The sequence below is a fragment of the Isoptericola sp. BMS4 genome, assembly GCF_011634835.1.
Taxonomy (GTDB): Bacteria; Actinomycetota; Actinomycetes; order Actinomycetales; family Cellulomonadaceae; genus Isoptericola.
This window is the reverse complement of record NZ_SIRP01000001.1, coordinates 1663349-1682542: the sequence shown is the minus strand read 5'-3', so window position 1 is coordinate 1682542 and position 19194 is coordinate 1663349. Positions and strand designations below refer to the sequence as shown.

At 75.7% G+C, this 19194-nt stretch carries 20 protein-coding genes; 3 read left to right on the top strand and 17 right to left on the bottom strand.

Annotated features, from left to right (window positions below; all coding sequences use genetic code 11):
• Positions 1-18: 18 nt before the first annotated feature.
• The 5 genes from EYB28_RS07450 to EYB28_RS07430 all read right to left on the bottom strand — a co-directional run bounded on the left by EYB28_RS07450 (position 19) and on the right by EYB28_RS07430 (position 7615).
• Positions 19-2739, bottom strand: coding sequence for an FtsX-like permease family protein (locus EYB28_RS07450; RefSeq protein WP_166846188.1), 2721 nt, complete (start codon positions 2737-2739; stop codon positions 19-21).
• A complete protein-coding gene (locus tag EYB28_RS07445; protein WP_166846185.1) occupies positions 2739-3914 on the bottom strand; it encodes an FtsX-like permease family protein in 1176 nt (391 codons plus the stop codon). The genes EYB28_RS07450 and EYB28_RS07445 overlap by 1 nt, the downstream gene beginning before the upstream one ends.
• Before the next feature lie 1868 nt (positions 3915-5782).
• Positions 5783-5989 carry a hypothetical protein gene (locus EYB28_RS07440; protein WP_166846182.1) on the bottom strand — a complete coding sequence of 69 codons (207 nt, stop codon included), beginning with the start codon at positions 5987-5989 and terminating at the stop codon, positions 5783-5785.
• 2 nt (positions 5990-5991) lie between these two features.
• On the bottom strand, positions 5992-6777 hold the full coding sequence (locus EYB28_RS07435; protein WP_166851897.1) for a GNAT family N-acetyltransferase: 786 nt from the start codon (positions 6775-6777) through the stop codon (positions 5992-5994).
• A 64-nt stretch (positions 6778-6841) separates the two neighbouring features.
• Positions 6842-7615, bottom strand: a complete 774-nt coding sequence (locus EYB28_RS07430) for a TetR/AcrR family transcriptional regulator (protein WP_166846179.1) — start codon at positions 7613-7615, stop codon at positions 6842-6844.
• An 85-nt stretch (positions 7616-7700) separates the two neighbouring features.
• On the opposite strand from EYB28_RS07430, the gene EYB28_RS07425 reads away from it, so the two are divergent.
• The gene (locus tag EYB28_RS07425) at positions 7701-8630 is read left to right on the top strand and encodes an alpha/beta hydrolase (RefSeq protein ID WP_205710865.1); all 930 of its coding nucleotides are present in this window, start codon (positions 7701-7703) and stop codon (positions 8628-8630) included.
• Here the strand turns inward: EYB28_RS07425 and EYB28_RS07420 are convergent.
• The 3 genes from EYB28_RS07420 to EYB28_RS07410 form a co-directional block, all read right to left on the bottom strand.
• The gene (locus EYB28_RS07420) at positions 8578-8922 is read right to left on the bottom strand and encodes a hypothetical protein (protein WP_166846176.1); all 345 of its coding nucleotides are present in this window, start codon (positions 8920-8922) and stop codon (positions 8578-8580) included. The genes EYB28_RS07425 and EYB28_RS07420 overlap by 53 nt on opposite strands.
• 40 nt (positions 8923-8962) lie before the next feature.
• A complete protein-coding gene (locus EYB28_RS07415) occupies positions 8963-9793 on the bottom strand; it encodes a phosphatase PAP2 family protein (RefSeq protein ID WP_166846173.1) in 831 nt (276 codons plus the stop codon).
• 87 nt (positions 9794-9880) lie between these two features.
• Positions 9881-10024 carry a hypothetical protein gene (locus tag EYB28_RS07410; protein ID WP_205710864.1) on the bottom strand — a complete coding sequence of 48 codons (144 nt, stop codon included), beginning with the start codon at positions 10022-10024 and terminating at the stop codon, positions 9881-9883.
• A gap of 151 nt (positions 10025-10175) precedes the next feature.
• On the opposite strand from EYB28_RS07410, the gene EYB28_RS07405 reads away from it, so the two are divergent.
• On the top strand, positions 10176-10520 hold the full coding sequence (locus EYB28_RS07405; RefSeq protein WP_166846170.1) for a VOC family protein: 345 nt from the start codon (positions 10176-10178) through the stop codon (positions 10518-10520).
• Between the two features lie 15 nt (positions 10521-10535).
• Here EYB28_RS07405 and EYB28_RS07400 read toward each other — a convergent pair whose 3' ends face one another.
• Positions 10536-11507 carry a YafY family protein gene (locus EYB28_RS07400; protein WP_166846167.1) on the bottom strand — a complete coding sequence of 324 codons (972 nt, stop codon included), beginning with the start codon at positions 11505-11507 and terminating at the stop codon, positions 10536-10538.
• Positions 11508-11568: 61 nt separating this feature from the next.
• On the opposite strand from EYB28_RS07400, the gene EYB28_RS07395 reads away from it, so the two are divergent.
• Positions 11569-12033 (top strand): VOC family protein, encoded by a 465-nt coding sequence (locus EYB28_RS07395; protein WP_370459452.1) that lies wholly within the window; start codon positions 11569-11571, stop codon positions 12031-12033.
• Between the two features lie 187 nt (positions 12034-12220).
• Here the strand turns inward: EYB28_RS07395 and EYB28_RS07390 are convergent, their stop codons facing one another.
• The 8 genes from EYB28_RS07390 to EYB28_RS07355 form a co-directional block, all read right to left on the bottom strand.
• Positions 12221-13045 (bottom strand): alpha/beta fold hydrolase, encoded by an 825-nt coding sequence (locus tag EYB28_RS07390; protein WP_240930425.1) that lies wholly within the window; start codon positions 13043-13045, stop codon positions 12221-12223.
• A complete protein-coding gene (locus EYB28_RS07385; protein ID WP_166846164.1) occupies positions 13042-13344 on the bottom strand; it encodes a HigA family addiction module antitoxin in 303 nt (100 codons plus the stop codon). Before EYB28_RS07385 ends, EYB28_RS07390 begins: the two co-directional genes overlap by 4 nt.
• Positions 13331-13612, bottom strand: a complete 282-nt coding sequence (locus EYB28_RS07380; protein ID WP_166846161.1) for a type II toxin-antitoxin system RelE/ParE family toxin — start codon at positions 13610-13612, stop codon at positions 13331-13333. The genes EYB28_RS07385 and EYB28_RS07380 overlap by 14 nt, the downstream gene beginning before the upstream one ends.
• Before the next feature lie 33 nt (positions 13613-13645).
• The gene (gene ychF, locus EYB28_RS07375) at positions 13646-14731 is read right to left on the bottom strand and encodes a redox-regulated ATPase YchF (RefSeq protein ID WP_166846158.1); all 1086 of its coding nucleotides are present in this window, start codon (positions 14729-14731) and stop codon (positions 13646-13648) included.
• An 11-nt stretch (positions 14732-14742) separates the two neighbouring features.
• On the bottom strand, positions 14743-15546 hold the full coding sequence (locus EYB28_RS07370; protein WP_166846155.1) for a DinB family protein: 804 nt from the start codon (positions 15544-15546) through the stop codon (positions 14743-14745).
• A gap of 37 nt (positions 15547-15583) precedes the next feature.
• Positions 15584-16624, bottom strand: coding sequence for a GNAT family N-acetyltransferase (locus tag EYB28_RS07365; protein ID WP_166846151.1), 1041 nt, complete (start codon positions 16622-16624; stop codon positions 15584-15586).
• A gap of 79 nt (positions 16625-16703) precedes the next feature.
• Positions 16704-18320 carry a hypothetical protein gene (locus EYB28_RS07360; RefSeq protein ID WP_166846147.1) on the bottom strand — a complete coding sequence of 539 codons (1617 nt, stop codon included), beginning with the start codon at positions 18318-18320 and terminating at the stop codon, positions 16704-16706.
• Complete coding sequence (locus EYB28_RS07355) at positions 18290-19129, bottom strand: ABC transporter ATP-binding protein (protein ID WP_166846144.1); 840 nt, start codon at positions 19127-19129, stop codon at positions 18290-18292. The genes EYB28_RS07360 and EYB28_RS07355 overlap by 31 nt, the downstream gene beginning before the upstream one ends.
• Between the last annotated feature and the right edge of the window lie 65 nt (positions 19130-19194).

Below are 19194 nucleotides of genomic sequence, written 5' to 3'. Positions count from 1 at the left end.
GGCTCCTCCCACGCCCCGTCACTCCTCCCTCGTCCCGTCCACGGCGGCCGAGCGGCCCCCGACCGACGCCAGCAGCGTCCCCACCACCACGACGGCGACGAACCCGGCCGCCCCGGCCAGCGCCAGCACCGGGTCGAGGGCCAGCGACGGCTGTCGCCCACCTCCCGTCAGCGGGGTGAGGTCGACACCGGCGCGCAGCAGGGCAGGGACGACGAGACCGAGCGCGCCCCCGACGACGAGCGCGACGACCGCCCACGGCCCCACCTCCCACGCGACGATCCCGCGGGCCTCGCCCCGGCGCAGCCCCAGGGACCGCAGGACGCCGAGGAGCCGCTCCCGGTCCGGCGCCGCCAGGACGAGCATCATCGCGACCACGAGCACGCCGAGCACGCCCGCCACCGCCACCGCGGTCGCCGCCGCGACCGCGATCCCGGCCACCGACGGCGACGACATCCGGGCGGCGGCCGCGCTGCGCGGGTCGTCCACGGTGGCCCGCTCCCCCACCACGTCGCGCACCAGGTCGCGCACGGCGCCGGCCGCGCCGTGGTCGTCGAGCGCGACCAGGGCGGTCCGGGGCTCCGGGGCGACGCCGAGCGCGCCGGCCGCGCGGCCGGCGTCGACGAGCACGAAGGGGGTGTGCACCGGCACGCCGGGGACCGTGCCCACGCGGGCCGCCACCTCGACGTCGACGCTCGCCTCGCCGAGCTCGAGGACGGCGTCCTCGCCTCCCGGCACGCCGTGCGCCACGACCCGCAGCGTGCCGTCGTCCGGCGGCTCGTCGAGCTCCTGGACACCGGTCGGCGCGCCGGGGACCGCGGCCTGGACCCGCGCGAGCGCGTCGGCGTCCGCGACGAGCACCGCCACGGGCGTCCGGCCGTCCGTGCCCGGGGCGTCGTGGACGATCGTGCCGACGTCGTCGAGCCGCGCGACGGTCGCGACCTCGGCCACGCCGTCGTGGTCGCGCAGCCCCGCGAGCGCCTCGGGCGTCACGACGGGCCCCGTGACCCGCAGGTCCGCCCCGACCTCGAGGTGCGCCTGCCGCTCCGTCCCCGCGCGCAGCGTCGACAGCACCACGGCCGAGGAGGCCGTGACGGTGACGCACAGGACGAGCGCGAGCGCCGGCACGACACCGCCTGCCGGCGCGCGCGTCGCCCGGGCGGCGCCGAGGAACGCCACGAGGTCGTCGCGGCGGGCCAGGGCACGCTCGAGCACCCGAGCGACGTGCGGGGCCGCGCGGACGGCGAGCACGGTCGCGGCCGCGCTGACCAGCAGCGGCGTGGCGGCCAGGAGGGGGTCGACGCCGCCCGAGACGACCCCGCGGCGCAGCAGCAGCGCCGTCGCGACGACGGCGAGGCCCACGAGCAGGAGCTCGGCCGTCAGCCGGGCGCGCGAGCGCCGTCGCCCGGTCAGGTCGGCACGCTGCGGGCGCAGGTCGCGCGGCACGCTCGCCGCCCCGGCGGCCGCGGGGGCGACGGCCGCGACGACCGTGAGCAGCACCTGGGTGCCGGTGAGCCCCCCGGGCCGCACCACGAGGCCGAGCACGAGTCCGGCGGCCGCCGCCGGCACGCACACGACGAGCCCCTCGGCCGCGACGAGGGCATGCAGCTGCCCCGACGTCGCTCCGCGGGCGCGCAGGACCGCCAGGGTGGCGCGCCCGCGCTCGACGAGGAGGCGGGCGGCGAGGGCCACGGCGGCGACGAGAGCCCCGAGCGGGCCGACGAGCAGGACGGCGAGCACCGCGTCGGTCCCGACGCGCTCGGCGACGACCTCGTCGAGGACCCCCGCCAGGCCGGTGGCCGCCTGCAGGCGGACCGGGTCGCCGGGGACCACCTCCGGCGTGTCGTTCGTCAGGCCACGGACCTGCGCGGCGAGCGCGGGCACGTCGGCGGCGTCCAGGCCCTGCGTGGTCACCGGGTACCAGAGCCGCGTCTGCGCGCCCCGGGCGGCCAGCGCGTCGATCATGGCCGGCGCCGTGTAGGCCGCGGCGGTGGCGAGGTCGCCGCGCTCGAAGTCCTTGGTGACCTGGGGCTCGAGACCGAAGGGCTGGTGGTACCAGGTGCCGGCGTCCGGGTCGACGGGCGCCACGACCCCGACCAGGCGCAGCGGCGGGTGCTGCCACACGTCCGCCCGGTAGTCCTCGCCGATCTCCCAGCCCAGCGTCTCGGCGGTCCGCTCCGTGGCGACCACCTCGACCGGCGCGTCGCCCGCCGGCCCGGCGGGCGTGACGGCGATCGGCGTGGCCGCCGGCCAGGCGCCGTCGACGAGGCGGAAGCTCTCGTCGAGCCGGGCGGTGGCGCGCAGCACCACCGCGTTCTCCTCCAGACCGGAGCCGGGCACGTCCCGCATGGCGACGGGCCTGGTCTGGACCGTGAGGTCGGGCGCGCCGAGGACGTCGCGCAGCGGGGCGGGCCGGGTGGCTGCGAGCTCGCGCATCCCGGCGAGGAAACGGTCCCAGCCCGGGTCCGGGGGGACCTGCGGGACGGGGTCGCCCTCGACGAGCCCGCCCAGGGGCGGGCTCGTGCCCGTCGTCGTCCCGGGGGTCCGGCCGGAGGTGGAGACGACGTCGCGCACGAGGGGCGTGAGGTCCTGCACGGCATGCTCGACCTGCCGCGCCCGCAGGTCCGCGACCTCGCGCACGGCGGTCGTCGCGACGGCCGCGGTCAGCAGCGCGACGAGCGCGAGGACGAGGCCGGCGCCACGCACGGTCGCCAGGTGCCGCCGCAGGAGCAGGCGGAGCATCACCGCACCTCCTCGCGGTAGGAGCCGTCGCGCGCCTGCGCGACGACGCGGGCGTACGTCACCGCCAGCACGGCTACCACCCCCAGCAGCAGTGTCGCCAGGGGAACGGCGGTGTCCCGCGCGGCGAGGGTGAGCACCGGGACCGGCTCGACGCCGGTGCCGACCAGCGCCGCGCCGGCGAGGCCCGGCACGGTCAGGGCCGCGGCCGCGGCGCCCGCGGCCGCGCCGAGCAGGACCGAGACGACCGCGACCCACGCCTGCTCCGCGGCCCGCAGCCGGCCCTGGACGCGGGGCGGCACCCCCACCGCGCGCAGCACCGCGACCTCCGGGCGCCGTGCCCGCAGCGCGGCGGACGCGACGGCCAGCAGCCCGACGACCGCGAGCAGCGCGGCGCCGGCCGCCGCGACGCCGAAGGCGGCACGGACCGGCGCCGCGGCGTCGACGGCGGGTGCCACGTCGGGCCTCGTCGTGACCGTCACCGTGCCGTCCGACGGAACCTCGGCGCGCAGCGCCCGCGCGACGGCGGCGGTGCTGCCCGCGCCGTCGATGCCGACCCACGTCTCGGCCGGCTGCGGCGGGCCCGAGACCCGGGCGACCAGGCCGGCCTCCACCCCCGCGAGGTCGGCGAGCGCCGCGTCCGGGCGACCCGCACCCGGCACCTCCGCCACGACCCCCGTCACCTCGACGGGCACGCTCGTCCGGCCGACCGGCAGCTCGACGCGGTCCCCTGGCCCCAGATCGAGCCGGTCGGCCAGCGAGGTCGTGACGACGGCGCGCGCCGGCGCCTCCCCCACGCCTCGCGCGAGGACCCGGTACGGGGTCGTCTCCCGGTCGGCGGGGGCCAGGACGGCCCCCAGGCCGGCCGGCTCGTCGCCGGGTCCCTCGCCGGGCACGGTGGCCGTCCGGGTGTCCGGGCCGACGGGAGCCCAGGCGGTCTCGGCCGGGTCCGTGACCCGGCCCGCGGGGTCCCCGGACGCCCTGACCGCGTCGACGGTCACGCCCACGCGGGTGTCCCACGGGACGCCGCCGCCGGCGAGCACGTCGAGGCCGACCAGCCGCAGGTCGCCCCGCAGCCGGTCGGGCACGTCGACCACGAGCTCGTGGCGGCGCCCTGACGGCCCGATCGGGTGGGTGCCGTCGCCGTCGCCGTCCAGGTCGTAGTCGAGGCGCCCCACCTCGACCCGCGCGAGCCGCCCGTCGGCGTCCGCGAGCCACAGCCACAGGCTGACGCCCGAGCTCTCGAGCCGTTCCAGGGTGCTGCGCGTCCGGTCCGACGCCCCGGCCCGGGCCAGCAGCTCGGGCCACGACGCCGGCCCTGCCCACGCCCCCGTGCCGGCCTCGGCGCCTGGATCGGACCCCTGGCCGGCCCCCCGTGTCGGCGAGGCCGGCGACCGCCACCCGCGCCGACACGGTGACCACCAGGGAGTCCGTCGCGCCGGGCAGCACGGGAGCGCCGCCGAACGGGTCCTCGCCGTCGAGCGCGTGGGCGAGGACGACGGGGTCCACCGTGCTCGCCGGGGCGCGGACGACGTCGGTGACCGCCCCGGGCGGCAGGGCCACGAGCGTGGCCGGCGCGTCGCCCGCCGACCCCTCGGCCACGAGCGCGGGAGCGGCCGCCGCGCCGCGGCTCGCGGCGTCGGCCGTGACGTCCGTCCCGTCCGACGCCACGACCCGCACGTCGGTGCCGTGGGCGAGCTGGGCGGCGTCCGCCTGCATCCGCTGCGCCGTCCCGGCGTATGCCCCGGCGAGCACGGCCGCGCCGCCCGCGAGCACGAGGAGCACCACCGGCACGGCCACGCCGGCCAGTCGCCGCGCCACCTGCCGGGCCACCAGCACGCCCACCGCACCGCGTCCGCGCGCCGACAGCGCCGCCCACCCGCGGGTGAGCGGGCCGAGCATCGCCAGCGCGAGCGCGGCCACCGCCACGAGGGCGAGCGCGGGAGCCGCCCCCGCGACCAGGTCGGGCTGCCCGCCGTCGGGCGTCGGCACCAGCGGCGAGCCGTGCCTGCGCAGCATCCACAGGGTGACGGTCGCCGCCGCGACGGCGACCACCACCGTGCCGGCCGCGGCCGCGCGCCGGCCGCGCCCGGCGTCGGACCGCTCGCGCCCGGCCACGACCCTGTGGCCCTGCAGCCCGGCGACCGATCCCAGCACGACGGCGGAGGCGACCGCCACGGTCGCGGCGGTCACGGCGACGGCGCCCCCGGCGCCGCCGGGCCCGACCCCGCGCAGGGCCAGCCAGGCGACGGCGGCTCCGGAGCCCAGGCCCGCGCCCGCCCCGGCGAGCAGGACGGCCTCCACGGCGGCCGCCCCGGCCACCTGGGCAGCGGACGCCCCGCGCGCGGCGAGGAGGCGCACCTCCGTCTCACGGGTCGCCGCCAGCAGCCGGGCCACCTGCGTGAGGACGACGACGCCCACGAACGCGAGGAGCAGCAGCGGGACGAGCGTCACCGCCGAGGCCGCACGCACGGCCTCGGCGGCCGCCGCGGCGCGCTCGGCGAGGTCGCCGGTGACCACCACGCCGCGCTCGGTGGCCACCTCGTCGTCGCGCAGCACCGGCAGCACGCGCCCCGCCGCCGACGCGAGCGCCCCCAGGTCCCCGGGCTCGGCGGACGCGACGTCCGGGGTCAGGGTCCAGCGGACGAACGGGTCGTCCGACCCCTCGTCGGCCACCACGGCCCGGTCGACGCGGACCGGCACGGCACCGAAGGTGCGGTGCACGACATCGCGCAGGGCCGTGTCCTGCACCTCGGCCGCGTCGGCGCGCAACCGGGTCCGCACCACGAGGTTCGCGGGGGTTCCGTGCCCGGCGAGGGACTCCCGGGCGATCTCGCGCTCGGCCGCGCGGACCGATCCGACGGTGGTGCCCAGGGCCGCCGTCATCGCCGCGACCAGGAGGAGCACCAGCAGGAGCAGGCCGCCGTGGGCCGCCCCGCGCCGGGCGAGCAGCCGGGTCCGACTCATCGGCCACCTCCTCGTCCGCGCGGCTCCGGCGCGTGCCGCGGGGACGCGCAGCGTCTGAGCGCCGGACCGACCACGAAGACTAGCGCCTGCGCTCGTTGCCGTGCCGGTAGTTCCCCGTGGCCCGCGCCAGCAGCTGCTGGTCCGTCTCGTCGTCGTGGCCGAGCAGGGGGATCAGCCGGGCCGCGCGGGCGCCGGCGACCGTGACCACGAGCCGGCCGCCGCGGCTCACCAGGACCTTGCCGTCCTTCGTGACCCGGTAGTCGAAGGGGTGCTCCTCGAGGCTCATCGTCAGCTCTCCGGCCGCACCCAGCGGTACGGGGTCGTGGTCGAGACCCTGAGCAGGCCCGACCGTTCCAGGATGGGGCGCGAGAACTCGGTGGAGTCGCTGTGCAGGTAGGTCGCCCCGGCAGCGAGCGCCGCGCGGGCGCGGGCCGCGGTGAGCGCGCGGTAGAGGCCGCGCCCGCGACACTCGGGCCGCGTGGCACCGCCCCACAGCCCGGCGAACTGCGTCCCGGGCACCGGCTCGAGCCGTCCCGTGCTCAGGACGACGCCGTCCGCCTCGGCGACCCACAGCTCCAGGTGCGGGTCGATCGCCTGGCGCCGCAGCAGCGCCTCCGCGGTTCCCGAGGTCGCGGGGTCGTCCCCGAAGACCTCGTCGGCCGTGGCGGCCATCGCCCGCACGTCACGCTCGGCCGTGACGCGGCGCAGCGTGACGCCGTCGGGCAGCGGGACGTCGACGGCCAGCGCCGCGGCCGCCCCGATCATGATCGACTCGGTCTCGTCCGGGATGAAGCCGTGCTCGACCAGGACGTCGTGCAGGCCCGGGGCGTGGTCGTGGCCGCGCGTCTTCCACTCCACGCGGGTGATCGCGGGGTCGGACCGGTAGTACCCCACCGCCTCGGCGACGAGGTCGCGCACGGCCGCCGCGTCGGCGCCGTCGAGCCCGGCGTAGGTGACGAAGCCGCGGCCGCCGGCGAAGGTGACCAGGCGCAACGGCCCACGCCGGACGACCGACGTCGCGCTCGGGGTCTCGGCGTCGGTGCGCAGCTGGTCGTCGTACGCGGCCAGCAGCATGGCGGCATCGGTGGTCAGGGTCACGGTCGCGACCGTTCCACGGCGCCGAGGTCGCGGCAAGCGATTAACCGGCGCCGGACGGCGCGGCGCAGCCGGGCAGGCCCAGCCCGCGGCAGAGCACCTCGACGGTGTGCCGCACCGCGGCGGCGGGGGCAGCGCGCCAGTCGTCGGCGTGCTGCGGCAGCGCGAGGGTGCGGGGGTAGCGGTCGGCGTAGTCGGTCACCAGGCGCCGCGTGGTGGTGGCCCGGGCGAGCCACGCGGCGGCGTCCGCACCCGAGGTGCGGGCGTGGGCGGCCGCGGTCCGCGCCGCCGCCTCGACGACCGCGTACAGCGTCGTGACGACGGCGGCCCGCGATCCTCCCGGCACCTCCCACCGCTCCAGGATCTCGAGCAGGCGTTCGAGCCAGTCCTGCTGGTGCGGGCCGCCCGGCGCCTCCGCCCAGGGGCGTTCGGCCAGCCAGGGGTGGCGGCCGTGCAGGGCGAGGAGCCGCTCGGCCCATGCCGTCAGGTCCGCGGCGGCCGACGTACCGGGGTCCTCCCAGGCCGGGAGCGCGGAGGCGTGGTCCACCACGAGGTCGAGCAGCTGGTCCTTGGTGCCCACGTAGGAGTACAGCGCCATGGCGCTGAGCCCGAGCCGGGCGGCGACGGCGCGGGTGGACACGGCGGCGAGCCCGTCGGCGTCCGCGACCCCGACGGCTGCGTCGAGCACGGCGTCGACATCGAGGCGGCGGCGTGGGCCGCGGCGCGGCTGGGGGACGGCGACCCCGCGGTGCCGCCAGAGGCGCCGCACGTGCGCCTCGACGGCCCGCTCGTCCGCCGACCCCGTCGCCTCGTCCATTCCCGGCATCCTTCCATCACCGCCCGTCACATCGTATTGCTATACAGTGTATAGAGTTGATCCGGCCCTACCTCCGGAGGTACCGATGCCCGCCGCCCGACTCCACGACGGTGCCGCCCTCGACGTGACCGTGCTCGACGGTCCGCACGCCGACGCGCCCACCGTCCTGCTACCCGTCAGCACCCGCCTGGTCGACGGCCCGCAGGCCGAGGCCGCACGAGCCTGGGGCGCCGACCCGAACCTCGGGCATGCCCTGGCCTCCGGGCTCGTCGAGGCCGGCTACCGGGTGCTCGCCGCCGACTACGAGGGACACCTCGCGGAGCACCCCAAGCCCACGACCCTGACCGCCGACGCCGTCGCGGCCGACCTGGTCGCCGTCGCCGACGCGGCCGGGACCGAGCGGTTCGCGTACTACGGCTACTCCTGGCTGGCCCTCGCCGGCCTGCAGCTCGCGCTGCGCACCGACCGGCTCACCGGGCTCGCGATGGGCGGGTACCCGCCGCTCGGCGGCCCGTACGAGGCCATGCTCACCGTCACCCGGGCGGCGCACGACCTCGCCGTCGCGCACCGCGACGCCCCGCCGCCGGCCACCGGCGCGGCCCCGGAGCCGGGCGACTGGGACTCCGTGGAGATGACGGCGAGCCCCGAGCAGACCCGGCAGTACGTCACGCTCTACGAGTCGCTGCGGGGGTTCGACGACCGCGCCTCCCTCGGCCTGGACGTGCCGCGGCTCGCGTTCGTCGGCGAGGACGACGACATCACCTACGGCCCCGGCTGGGGCGACGTCGAGGTCGTGATCGCCGGCGCGGTGCGCTCCCACCGCGGCGAGCTCGAGACGCACGGATGGCGCGTCGAGACCATGCCCGGCAGGGATCACCTGTCGGCGATGCGGGCCGAGGCCGTGCTGCCGCTGCTCGTGCCGTGGCTGGACTCCCGGCCCGTGCTCGGCAGAGCGGGCGTCGTCATGCGCCCGCTCCCCCGCCCGGCGGTGTGCCCTCCGGGACGGCCGAGTTGATCCGGGTCAGCCCCTCCGACGCGAACATCCACGCGGCGAACGTCGCCACGCCCGCCTCGAACGCCACGAGCGTGCCGTCCCACCGCCGGCCGGGGCCGGCCGCGGCCCGGACGAGGGCGAGGCCGCCGGCGAGGTTCACCGCGCCCCACACCAGGTTGACGAGCGGGCCCGACTCCCGGCCCGCCAGAGGTGTCAGGTGGATCCGCCCGGCGACCGCTGAGGCCAGGTGGGGCGCGCAGTTGCCCACCAGCAGCCCGCCGACGAACGCCTGCGTGTGCCGTCTCGACGTCATCCGGTGACCGTACCGCCCGGGGGCGACGCCGTGCCGCGCCTCAGCCTCGCTGCCGGGCCCGTGGTCCTCCCCGTACCGTCGCGCGTCGCCGCCATGCCGCCATGGTGACGGACGTCGCGCGCCGGCGCAGCCGGTGCGCGGCGGCCCAGTCGGTACGGTCGGCCGCGACCAGCAGCCGCAGCAGCAGACCCCCGACGAGAACCCCGCCCACGAGGTCGGTGATCCAGTGCCAGCCCAGGTAGTACGAGACCGCGACCGCGTTGACCGTGACGGCCCCGACGCCCCAGCGCAGCACCCGCAACGCGCGGTCCGACGCCGACGTCCAGCGGGCCACCAGGTGGACGGCGGTGCCGTAGACCAGCACGGCCTCGGCCGCGTGACCCGAGGGGAAGCTGATGCCGCTCCAGCCGAGCGTCTGCAGCCCGCCGTCGAAGAGGTCCGGGTCGCCCCTGACGGGCGCCGGTCGGGCGAGCACCACCTTGAGCAGGCCCACCCCGCCGTAGAAGGCGGCCTCGGCGGCGGCCACGCACCAGATCGGCTGCCAGGTGCGGTGGCGCCAGGCGAGCGGCACGGCCACCGCCACGAGCACCGGCAGGCAGACGGCCTGGCCGGCGATCGGGTCGAGGACGTTCTGGATGAACGGGACGGCACCCGGGGTCAGCAGCCGCGCCCACGGGCGGTGCGCCGCGTCGTCCACGGCCTGGACCGGCCCCGCCGCGAGGAGCGTCACGCCGACGAGCGCGAGCACGAGCACGGGTGCCGACGTCAGGCGCGAGCACAGGGACCGGCCGGGGAGCCCGGGGACCACCTGAGGGACCGCCGCCGACCGGACGTCGGCACGCGCCGACGGCGCGGAAGGCTGGGGCAGCATCACCTCGACGGTACGTCCCCGACCTGAACTTCACCCGGACATGTTCTTGCGGTGTCGGTCGCGTCCCGTGTAGGTGGGACATGACGGTCAATCGGCGCGGTGCGTCAGTTCCGAGGCGAGCCACTCGTTGCGCGCCCCCAGCAGCCGCGCCATGTAGCGCGTCAGCACCAGACGGTCGACGATCCGGCCCAGAGCCCCGGCAGGCGAGACGAGCTCCACGACGTCCGTCATGCGGGTGCCTCCCTCGACCGCCTCGAACCGGTGCTCGTGCCACCACCGCCGGAACGGGCCCGCCACCTGCCGGCGCCGCCCAGGCGGCGACGGAGCTCGGCCAGGCCGGGGCACAGTGGACGGCGGCCTCGTGGCGTGATCCCCTCGTCCCATGCGGATCGAGAGGATCGCCCCCGTCCTGACCGTCGACGACGTGGCCGCCGCAGTGCGGGAGCACACGGCCGTGCTCGGGATGCGGGTCGTGATGGACCTCGGCTGGGTCGCGTTCCTCGCGGACGAGGGCGGGCGCCAGATCGGACTCATGACGGTGGACGCGAGCGCACCGGTCAACCCGGACCTGTCAGTCTTCGTCGACGACGTCGAGGCCGCCCACCACGCGGCCGTGACCGCCGGCGTCGAGATCGTGCACCCGCTGTCCACCGAGGACTGGGGCGTGCGGCGGTTCTTCTACCGCGACTCGTCCGGGCGGGTGGTCAACGTGGGCACCCACGTCTGACCGCACGAGCCTGGCTCATCCGGGGACGCGGGACGCCGCGTCGAGCATCCGCGCGGCGGTGGCCGCGACCTGGTCGCGGAGCTCGTCGGGACGGTCGATGACCACCTCGCAGCCGAGGGCGGCGATGACGGCGGGGAGCCAGTCGAGGCTGTCCGCGTGGATCTCGGCCCGGTACCAGGGCGGGTCCGTGACACCCTCGAGCCGCTCGAGCCGGGCGACCGTGTCCGGGAGATGCGCGCGGACGTGGTCCTCTGCCGCCCGGACCCGGAGCACCACCCGCCAGCGGTAGTCCGCGCCGACGAAGTGCTCGACGAGCCAGGCCTCGACGTCGAGGGGTCGTGGGGCGTCGAAGGTGCCCGGCAATGCGCGGGCGGTCCTGACCCGGTCGATGCGGAACGCGCGTTCCTCGCCCCTCGCCGCGTCGAGCGCGACGAGATACCAGCGGCCGTCGTGCGCCCCCAGCCCGTAGGGGTGGACCGTCCGCCGCGACGGGACCCCCGCGCGGTCCCGGTAGCGCAGGTCGAGGCTGCGTCGCCGGTCGACCGCGTCCGCCAGCGTCAGCATCACCCCGGGGTCGGGCTCGGCGCGCTCCTGTCCTGCCCTGTGTGCCACCACGTCGAGGGCTGCGTCGAACCGTCCCGCGTCCTCGGGGCGCACGGCTCGCACGACCTTGGCCAGGGCGGTCTGCGCGGCCACGTCCGGCGCGTCCGACGCCACCTGCGCGCGGGAGAGGCCGAGGAGGACTGCGAGGGCCTCCTCGGCGCTGAAGACGAGAGGAAGAGCGCGCCGCCCGGGCTCGAGCCGGTAGCCGCCGTACCGACCCCGGACGGTCACGACCCGGACCCCGAGCGCGACCAGCCGGGCGACGTCCCGGCGCACCGTGCGCTCGTCGACGCCGAGGCGCTCGGCGAGCTCGGCCACGGTGCGCTGGTGCGCGGACTGCAGGAGCTCCAGGAGCTGCAGCGTGCGCGCGGTCGGGTCTGCCACAGGCCCATCCTCCACCGATACCGGACAGTTCTCGCCCGGTATGACGCCTACGGTCGAGACCGTGGCCGTCGCACGGGCCACGCCGTCACCCGACCGCACCACCAGGAGGTACCCGATGCAGCTGGCAGCCACCCGGATCTTCACCGACGACGTCGACGCGCTCGTCGCGTTCTACGAGAAGGCCACGGGAATCGGCGCCGCGCGCCTCCATCCCCTGTTCGCCGAGCTGCGCACGCCGGCCGGAACCCTCGCCATCGCCAGCACCGAGACCGTCCCGCTGCTCGGCGAAGGCGCCGCCGAGGCCCGCGCGAACCGCAGCGTCGCCCTCGACTTCCTGGTCGCGGACATGGACGCGACGCGCGAGGGGCTGCGCGACGTCGTGGACACCGTCGTCAGCGAGCCCACCGACATGCCGTGGGGCAACCGGTCGCTCCTCGTCCGGGACCCCGACGGCACCCTGGTCAACTTCTTCACCCCGACCGGCGAGGCGGCCCGAAGCCGGTTCGCGGGCCAGGCCCGCGGATAGGACGCGACCGTCGCGGCCAGGAAGCACCGTCCCGCGAGCACATTCATGCGGGCGTTCTGCGTCACCGCCCGCCGGATCCTGCCGGTCAGACGTTGAAGCGGAACTCCACGACGTCGCCACGGTTGGGACCGCATTCCATGATCATCGGGCATGCCGCCACTCGCGTGAATTCCGATACGGAAAGCCATCAGCCGCCATCAGCATGCGCAACGCTGGTCGGCTCACGGGACAGCCAGCGACTGAGCACGTCGATCCACTCCTCGAAAGCATCGAGGTGGGCATCATGACCACCGCCGTGGAGATCAATCCGGTCCGTCTGAGGTCTGCGCCGGATCAAGTCGTCCTTGTCGGCATCACTGAACCTCCCGTTCTTCGCGAATACCGCGAGCGTCGGAACCCGCAGACGCTCCCACTCGACCCAACGCGGTTCATGCACAGCTTCGATCGTGCGCCGCATGACATCTGCGTCGAAGCGCGGAACAAGCCCTCCATCCGCCATCTGGAGATCCGCCAGCCAGGCATCGACGATCGCGTCATCGCCGAGGAAGTCGCGAGCGGCAGCCTCGTCCTCGAAAGGCACCGGCCAGGATGCGAAGTACCTGCCGAGGCCCGCAGCGTCCTCTGGATCGTCGCTCCCCGCCACGTGTCCTTCCAGCATGACGAGACCATCGACGAGATCCGGACGTGCTGAAGCCGTGAGGAACGCCGTATGTGCTCCCATCGACTGACCGATGAGGGTCGCGCTTAGCCCCGGGGCAAATTCCTCCAGCACGGCGATGACGTCGCCGACGAAGGCCGCTCGACTCAGATCACCTGAACACCGAGTACTCTCACCATGCCCCCGCTGATCCACGAGGAGCACCCGGTTCCCCTGGAGTGCCCGCGCGGTGGGCAGCAGCTCCCGCGAGCTCCCGGCCAACCCGTGAAGCAGCACGACCAGGGGCCCGTCGCCGCCCAGATCGCTGACAGCGACCGAGACGCCGTCCGGGCGCAGGACCATGGTGGATGTCACGCAACCCTCAGCGGCGTGATCGCGGCGATCTGCCGGCCGGCCAGGTCCTCCGCACGGTCGAGCTCGTAGTGGCTCTGCAGGTTGATCCAGAACTCCGCCGAGGTGCCGAAGTACTTCGCCAGCCGAAGCGCGGTGTCGGCGGTGATACCTCGCTTGCCGTGCACGATCTCGTTGATCCGCCGCGGCGGGACGCCGATCGACACGGCGAGCTTGTTCTGCGTGATGCCGAAACCCTCGATGAAGTCCTCCATGAGGACCTCCCCGGGATGAATCGGCGCGATCTTGTCAGTGGTAGTCAACGATCTGCACCTCCTCCGGTCCTGCGTCGGTCCACACGAAGCAGATCCGCCACTGGTCGTTGATCCTGATGCTGTGCTGGCCGGCCCGGTCGCCCTTGAGCGCCTCGAGCCGGTTCCCAGGTGGGACGCGGAGGTCGTCGAGCGACTCCGCGGATCCCACCTGACGAAGCTTGCGCAGCGCGACCCGTTGGATCCGAGGATCCAGCGAGCGCACCCGCTCACGACGCCACAGCCGTTCGGTGTCCTTGTCTCCGAACGATCTGATCACGCGACCAGACTATAACGCGGAGCGTCAATAACGCTAGACGTTAAACCGGAACTCCACCACGTCGCCGTCCTGCATGACGTAGTCCTTGCCCTCGACACGCGCCTTGCCGGCGGAGCGTGCGGCCTGCACGGAGCCGGCCTCGACGAGGTCGTCGAACGAGATGACCTCGGCCTTGATGAAGCCGCGCTCGAAGTCGGTGTGGATGACGCCGGCGGCCTGCGGGGCGGTCCAGCCCTTGCGGATCGTCCAGGCGCGCGACTCCTTCGGGCCGGCCGTGAGGTAGGTCTGCAGGCCGAGGGTGTGGAACCCGACGCGGGCGAGCTGGTCCAGCCCGGCCTCGGTCTGCCCGCTCTCGGCGAGCATCTCCTTGGCCTCGTCCGGCTCGAGCTCGACCAGCTCGGACTCGAACTTGGCGTCGAGGAAGACGGCGTCCGCGGGGGCGACCAGGTCGCGCAGGCGCTGCTGGGCCGCGGCGTCGGCGAGGCCCGCGTCGTCGGTGTTGAACACGTAGATGAACGGCTTGGCCGTGAGCAGCTGCAGCGAGGCCACGTCGGCGAGGTCGAGCCCCTCGGCCTTTGCGCCCTGGAAGAGCGTGGTCCCGGACTCGAGGATCTTCTGGGCGGTCGTCGCGGCCTCGAGCAGGGCCGCGTCGCCCTTGCGAATCTTGACCTCCTTCTCCATCCGCGGGAGCGCCTTCTCCAGCGTCTGGAGGTCGGCCAGGATGAGCTCGGTGGAGATCGTCTCGATGTCGCCCTCGGCGTCGACCGAGCCCTCGACGCGGACGACGTCGCCGTCGTCGAACACGCGGGTCACCTGGCAGATCGCGTCGGCCTCGCGGATGTTCGCGAGGAACTTGTTGCCGAGGCCCTCGCCCTCGGAGGCGCCCTTGACGATGCCCGCGATGTCGACGAACGACACCGTGGCGGGCAGGGTGCGCTCGGAGGAGAAGATCTCCGCGAGCGTGTCCAGGCGCGGGTCCGGCAGGGGAACGACGCCGACGTTGGGCTCGATCGTCGCGAACGGGTAGTTCGCGGACAGGACCTGGTTGCGGGTCAGTGCGTTGAAGAGCGTGGACTTGCCGACGTTGGGCAGGCCGACGATGCCGATGGTGAGTGCCACGTCGGGAGAGTCTACGTGTCCCGGTGCCCGGTGCTCCGGCCCGCCTCGTCGTCCAGCCGGTCCAGGTCGCGCTCGACGAACTGGTGGTGGGCCCAGTGCTCGTTCACGATCACGCCGAGGCACCGGAACACGGGCAGCGTCCGGTCGGCCGGCTCCCACGGCGGCAGGCGCCGCGCGGGCCCGGCGAACTCCCCCTCGGTCAGCACGTCGTACAGCGCGCGGACCTGGTCGACCCGGTCCGCATGGACGGCGCGCACCTCGTCCCACGACGGGTCCGCATGGAGGTCGACTCCTACCCGCGGCGCGTGCGTGTCCCACTCGGAGAACGGCACCCCGATCGGGCTGAAGGCGTCGTCGATGCCTCGGAGGCCGAACCGCACCCACCCGTCGACGGCGAACACCAGGTGGCGCAGCGTCCGGACGACCGACCACTCGCCGTCGACGGACACCCCTTCCGTGCCCGGCGGCATCGACGCGACCCTGTCCACGGTGGCGGACCAGGTACGCAGGGCCGCCTCGAACGAGGCGCGCTGGTCGGCCAGGACGTCCGAGTGGGCGTCGGCCCAGCCCGGGTAGCGGCGATGCAGCTCGGCCGCGACCAGCGGCGCCACCTCGACGCCGTTGACCCGCAGGCCGTCGATCTCCCCGTCGATGTCCGCCCCCGTGAGGTCGACGCCGCGCATGACGGCGCCCGGCAGGTAGCTCTGGTCGACGCGCGCCCCGGAGAGGTCGGCGAAGCGGAACCGGGCGCCCGTCATGTCGGCCTCGACGAACTCGGCGCCCCGCAGGTCGTCGTCCGGCCCGAACCGTGCCATGGCGCCGACGGTAGGCCAGGCCACCGACAGCGCGCCGTCACACGGAGGTGTCGCGGTGCCAGGACTCCGTCGTGTACTTCGTGCGCCAGCCCCACCGCTCGTACAGGGCGGCGGCCCCCGTGGGGCTGTCGGCGTCGACCTCGAGGCCCACCCGGTCCCGCCCGCGCGCGGCGGCGTCGGCGACGACGGCGAAGAGCAGGGCGGTGGCCACGCCCCGGCCGCGGGCGCGGCGGTCGGCACCGAGGTACTCGACGTAGCTGCCCTCCTTGCCCGAAGCGCCGGACGGGAGCGCGGAGCCCACGAGCGCGCCCATGGGCACCGGGGCGGCCTGCGGGTCCTGCTCGTCCGCGACGAACGCCAGCCACCAGTGGTCCCAGCGGTGCCCGGGGTCCGCCCGCAGGCGCACGACAAACTCGGAGAAGCTCTCCCGGTAAGAGTTGAAGTGGTCCTCGAAGGCCGATTCCAGCACGCGGTGCACGGTCTGCAGGTCGTCGGCCACCGGAGACCCGTCGTCGTGGGTGGCGACCTGGCGCACCACGACCCCGGGTCGCGGGTCGGGCAGGACGCCGGCGTCGGCCTCCTCCGGCCGGACGGGGCGGCTCATCTGCAGCCACGACCGCGCGTGGACGTAGCCGGCCGCCGCCAGCCAGCGCCGCTGGACCCCGTCGCCCGCGTACGCGCCCGCGTCGAGCTGGGTGGCGGCGAGCCCGCGCTGCGCCGCGAGCTCGCGGCCCTGGCGCTCCGCCCAGGCCAGTCCCGCGGCGGCCAGCACGTCGGCGTCGGGCAGCTCCCGGTCGACGTCCAGGGAGACCACCACACGCCCCGCGGCACGGTCGTTGACGGTGAACCAGGCTCGGACGACGCCGTCGGCGTCCCGCGCGACGACCTGGCGCCGCGTCCACGACATCGGCCCGGCGACCTCGGCGGCGACCGCGTCGGCGTCGACGGCGGCCGACCCGGTCCAGGGCTCGGCCGCGGCACCGCGCAGCTCGCACAGCCGGGTGAGGTCGCCCAGGTCGGGCGTCGTGGCCCGCCAGCCGTCGGGCAGGTCCAGGTGCTCGTGGTTCACGGAGTTCACTCGCCCTATTGTGGCAAACCACCGGTTGACGGCTCCATGACCTGGAGCACAGTCACGCTCGGCGGCGGCAGCAGGACCGTCAGCGGAACGCCATGACCTGCTGCAGCAGCTCGGGCCGACGCCGGTCGAGCACGCGTGCTCCCCAGCGCACGCCGAGCACGAGCACCACGCCCCCGACCGCGCAGCCCACCGCGAGGGCGGCCCAGCCCAGCGCGGGGGCCGGCAGCAGGATCGCCGGCAGCGCGAGCGCCAGGACGGGGACGCTCAGCGCCAGGTCGATCCCCATCGCCGCGAACTGCGCGGCCATCGTCGCCACGGTGGCGCCCTGCGGCGTCTTGAACGGGCTCTCCCCCGGCTTCGGCACCGGGTACACGAGCCGCGCGGACACGGCGCTCGAGATGCCGACCGAGGTCGCGAGGGTGCCCAGCGAGACGCCCAGCATCGCGGGCAGCGCGTCCCAGCGGTCCGCCACGCCGCAGCCGACCAGGGCGAACGCCGCCACCAGCGGCAGCCCCGCGACCAGCACGGGCAGCGCCCGGCCCCAGCGGTCCGCGCGCCCGGGCACCCCGGTGGCGACGTGGAGGGCGAACGCCGTGTTGTCGTACCCGACGTCGTTGGAGATCCCGAAGCCCAGCACCCATGCGACCAGCGGCGCGGCCAGGAGCAGCAGGCCGCCGCCGACCTCGCCGGTCACCCCGACCACGCCCAGCACCACGGGCAGCAGCGGCACGATCGCGATCGACGCCGCGTACCGCGGGTCGCGCACCCAGTACGTGGCGCACCGGGCCGCGACGGCCCCGGTCGGCGTCGCGGGCAGCCGGGAGAACCAGCCCAGCCCGCGACCGGCGCCCGCCGCACCCCCGCCGCGCGGGGTGACCAGGGCGCGCGCCAGCGACCGGTCCCAGACCGTCCACGCCACCGCCAGCGTCGCCAGCGTGACGGCGAGCCGGGCGGCGAGCAGCCCCCAGGCGCCGTCGTGGACGGCGGGGCCGAACGACCAGGGCGCGCCGAACGGCGTCCAGGCGACGACGTCGACGAGCGGCGCGAGGGCCGACCCGAGCACCGAGCCACCACCGACCTGCACCTGGACCCCGCCGTCGACCGAGTCCGCGAGGGTGCCCGACAACCACCCGAACGCCGGCCCGACGAGGACGAGGGGCACGACGGCGACGACCGCCAGCACCTCGCGGTAGCGGCGCGAGTCCAGCAGCGGGGCGAGCGCCGTCGTCGTGGCGCGGGACCCCACGACGCACAGGGCGACGCCGAGCACGGCGCCGACGAGCGCCGCGACGAGGGCGACCGGGTCCCGCCACCACGTGAACGACACGCCCAGCGCCGCGAGCGCGGTGACCGCGGCCGGCACGGAGACCAGCCCGGCCAGCGCCAGCCCGGCGAGCAGGTGCCGCCGCGGGATCGCGAAGGTCACGAAGCGCTGGGGGTCGAGCGTCGCGTCGACGCCGAAGGCGAACAGCGGCACCACCCACCAGGCGAGGACGACCAGCGCCCCGCCCAGGGTGAGCAGCTGCGCGGTGAGCGCCGGGGCCGCGACGCTGCCCGCCACGGCGCCGAGCACGACGAGCACCAGGACGAACGCGCCGTACACGGAGGCGAGCACCAGCCCCACCGTCTGCCACACGCTCCGCCGGAACGCGTTGGCGAGGAGGGTCAGCTTGAGGCGGACGAGCTGCGCAGCCACGCCAGTCCCTCCGTCTCGCGACGTCCGCCGACGAGGTCGACGAACCGGTCCTCGAGGCTCTGCTCCCCGCGCACCTGGTCGACCGTCCCCGCGGCGAGCACGTGCCCGCCCCCGATGATCGCCACGTGCGAGCACATGCGCTGCACGAGGTCCATCACGTGGCTGGAGACGACGACCGTGCCGCCGCCGTCGACGTACGCGTGCAGGATGTCGCGGATGTTCGCCGCGCTGACCGGGTCCACGGCCTCGAACGGCTCGTCCAGGACGAGCACGCGCGGGGCGTGGATCATCGCGGACGCCAGGGCGATCTTCTTCGTCATGCCGGCCGAGTAGTCGACGACGAACGTGTCCCGGTCGCCCGTCAGGTCCATCGCGGTCAGCAGGTCCTCGGTCCGCTCGGCCACGGTGGCGCGGTCCATGCCGCGCAGCAGCCCGGCGTAGGTGAGCAGCTGGGCGCCGGTGAGCCGGTCGAAGAGGCGCACACCGTCGGGCAGCACGCCGAGGGTCGCCTTCGCGGTGTCCGGGTGCGCCCACAGGTCGGTGCCGTGCACGTGCACGGTGCCGAAGTCGGGCCGCAGCAGGCCCGTGGCCATGGACAGCGACGTCGTCTTGCCGGCGCCGTTGGGGCCGACGAGGCCGAAGAAGGAGCCGCTCGGGACGTCGAGGTCCGCGCCCGCGACGGCGATCTTCTGCCCGAACCTCTTCCACAGCCCGCGCAGGCTCAGCGCGGCGGACGGGTCGGGCGGGGCCGGGTCCTGCGGGACCGGGGACGGCGGTGGGGTCGCGGGCGACGCTGCGGGCTCGGTCACCACGCCAGCCTATCGACCGCGCTGCCTGCACGGACGCGATCCGGTCGCCGGGCGTGCCTTCCGCG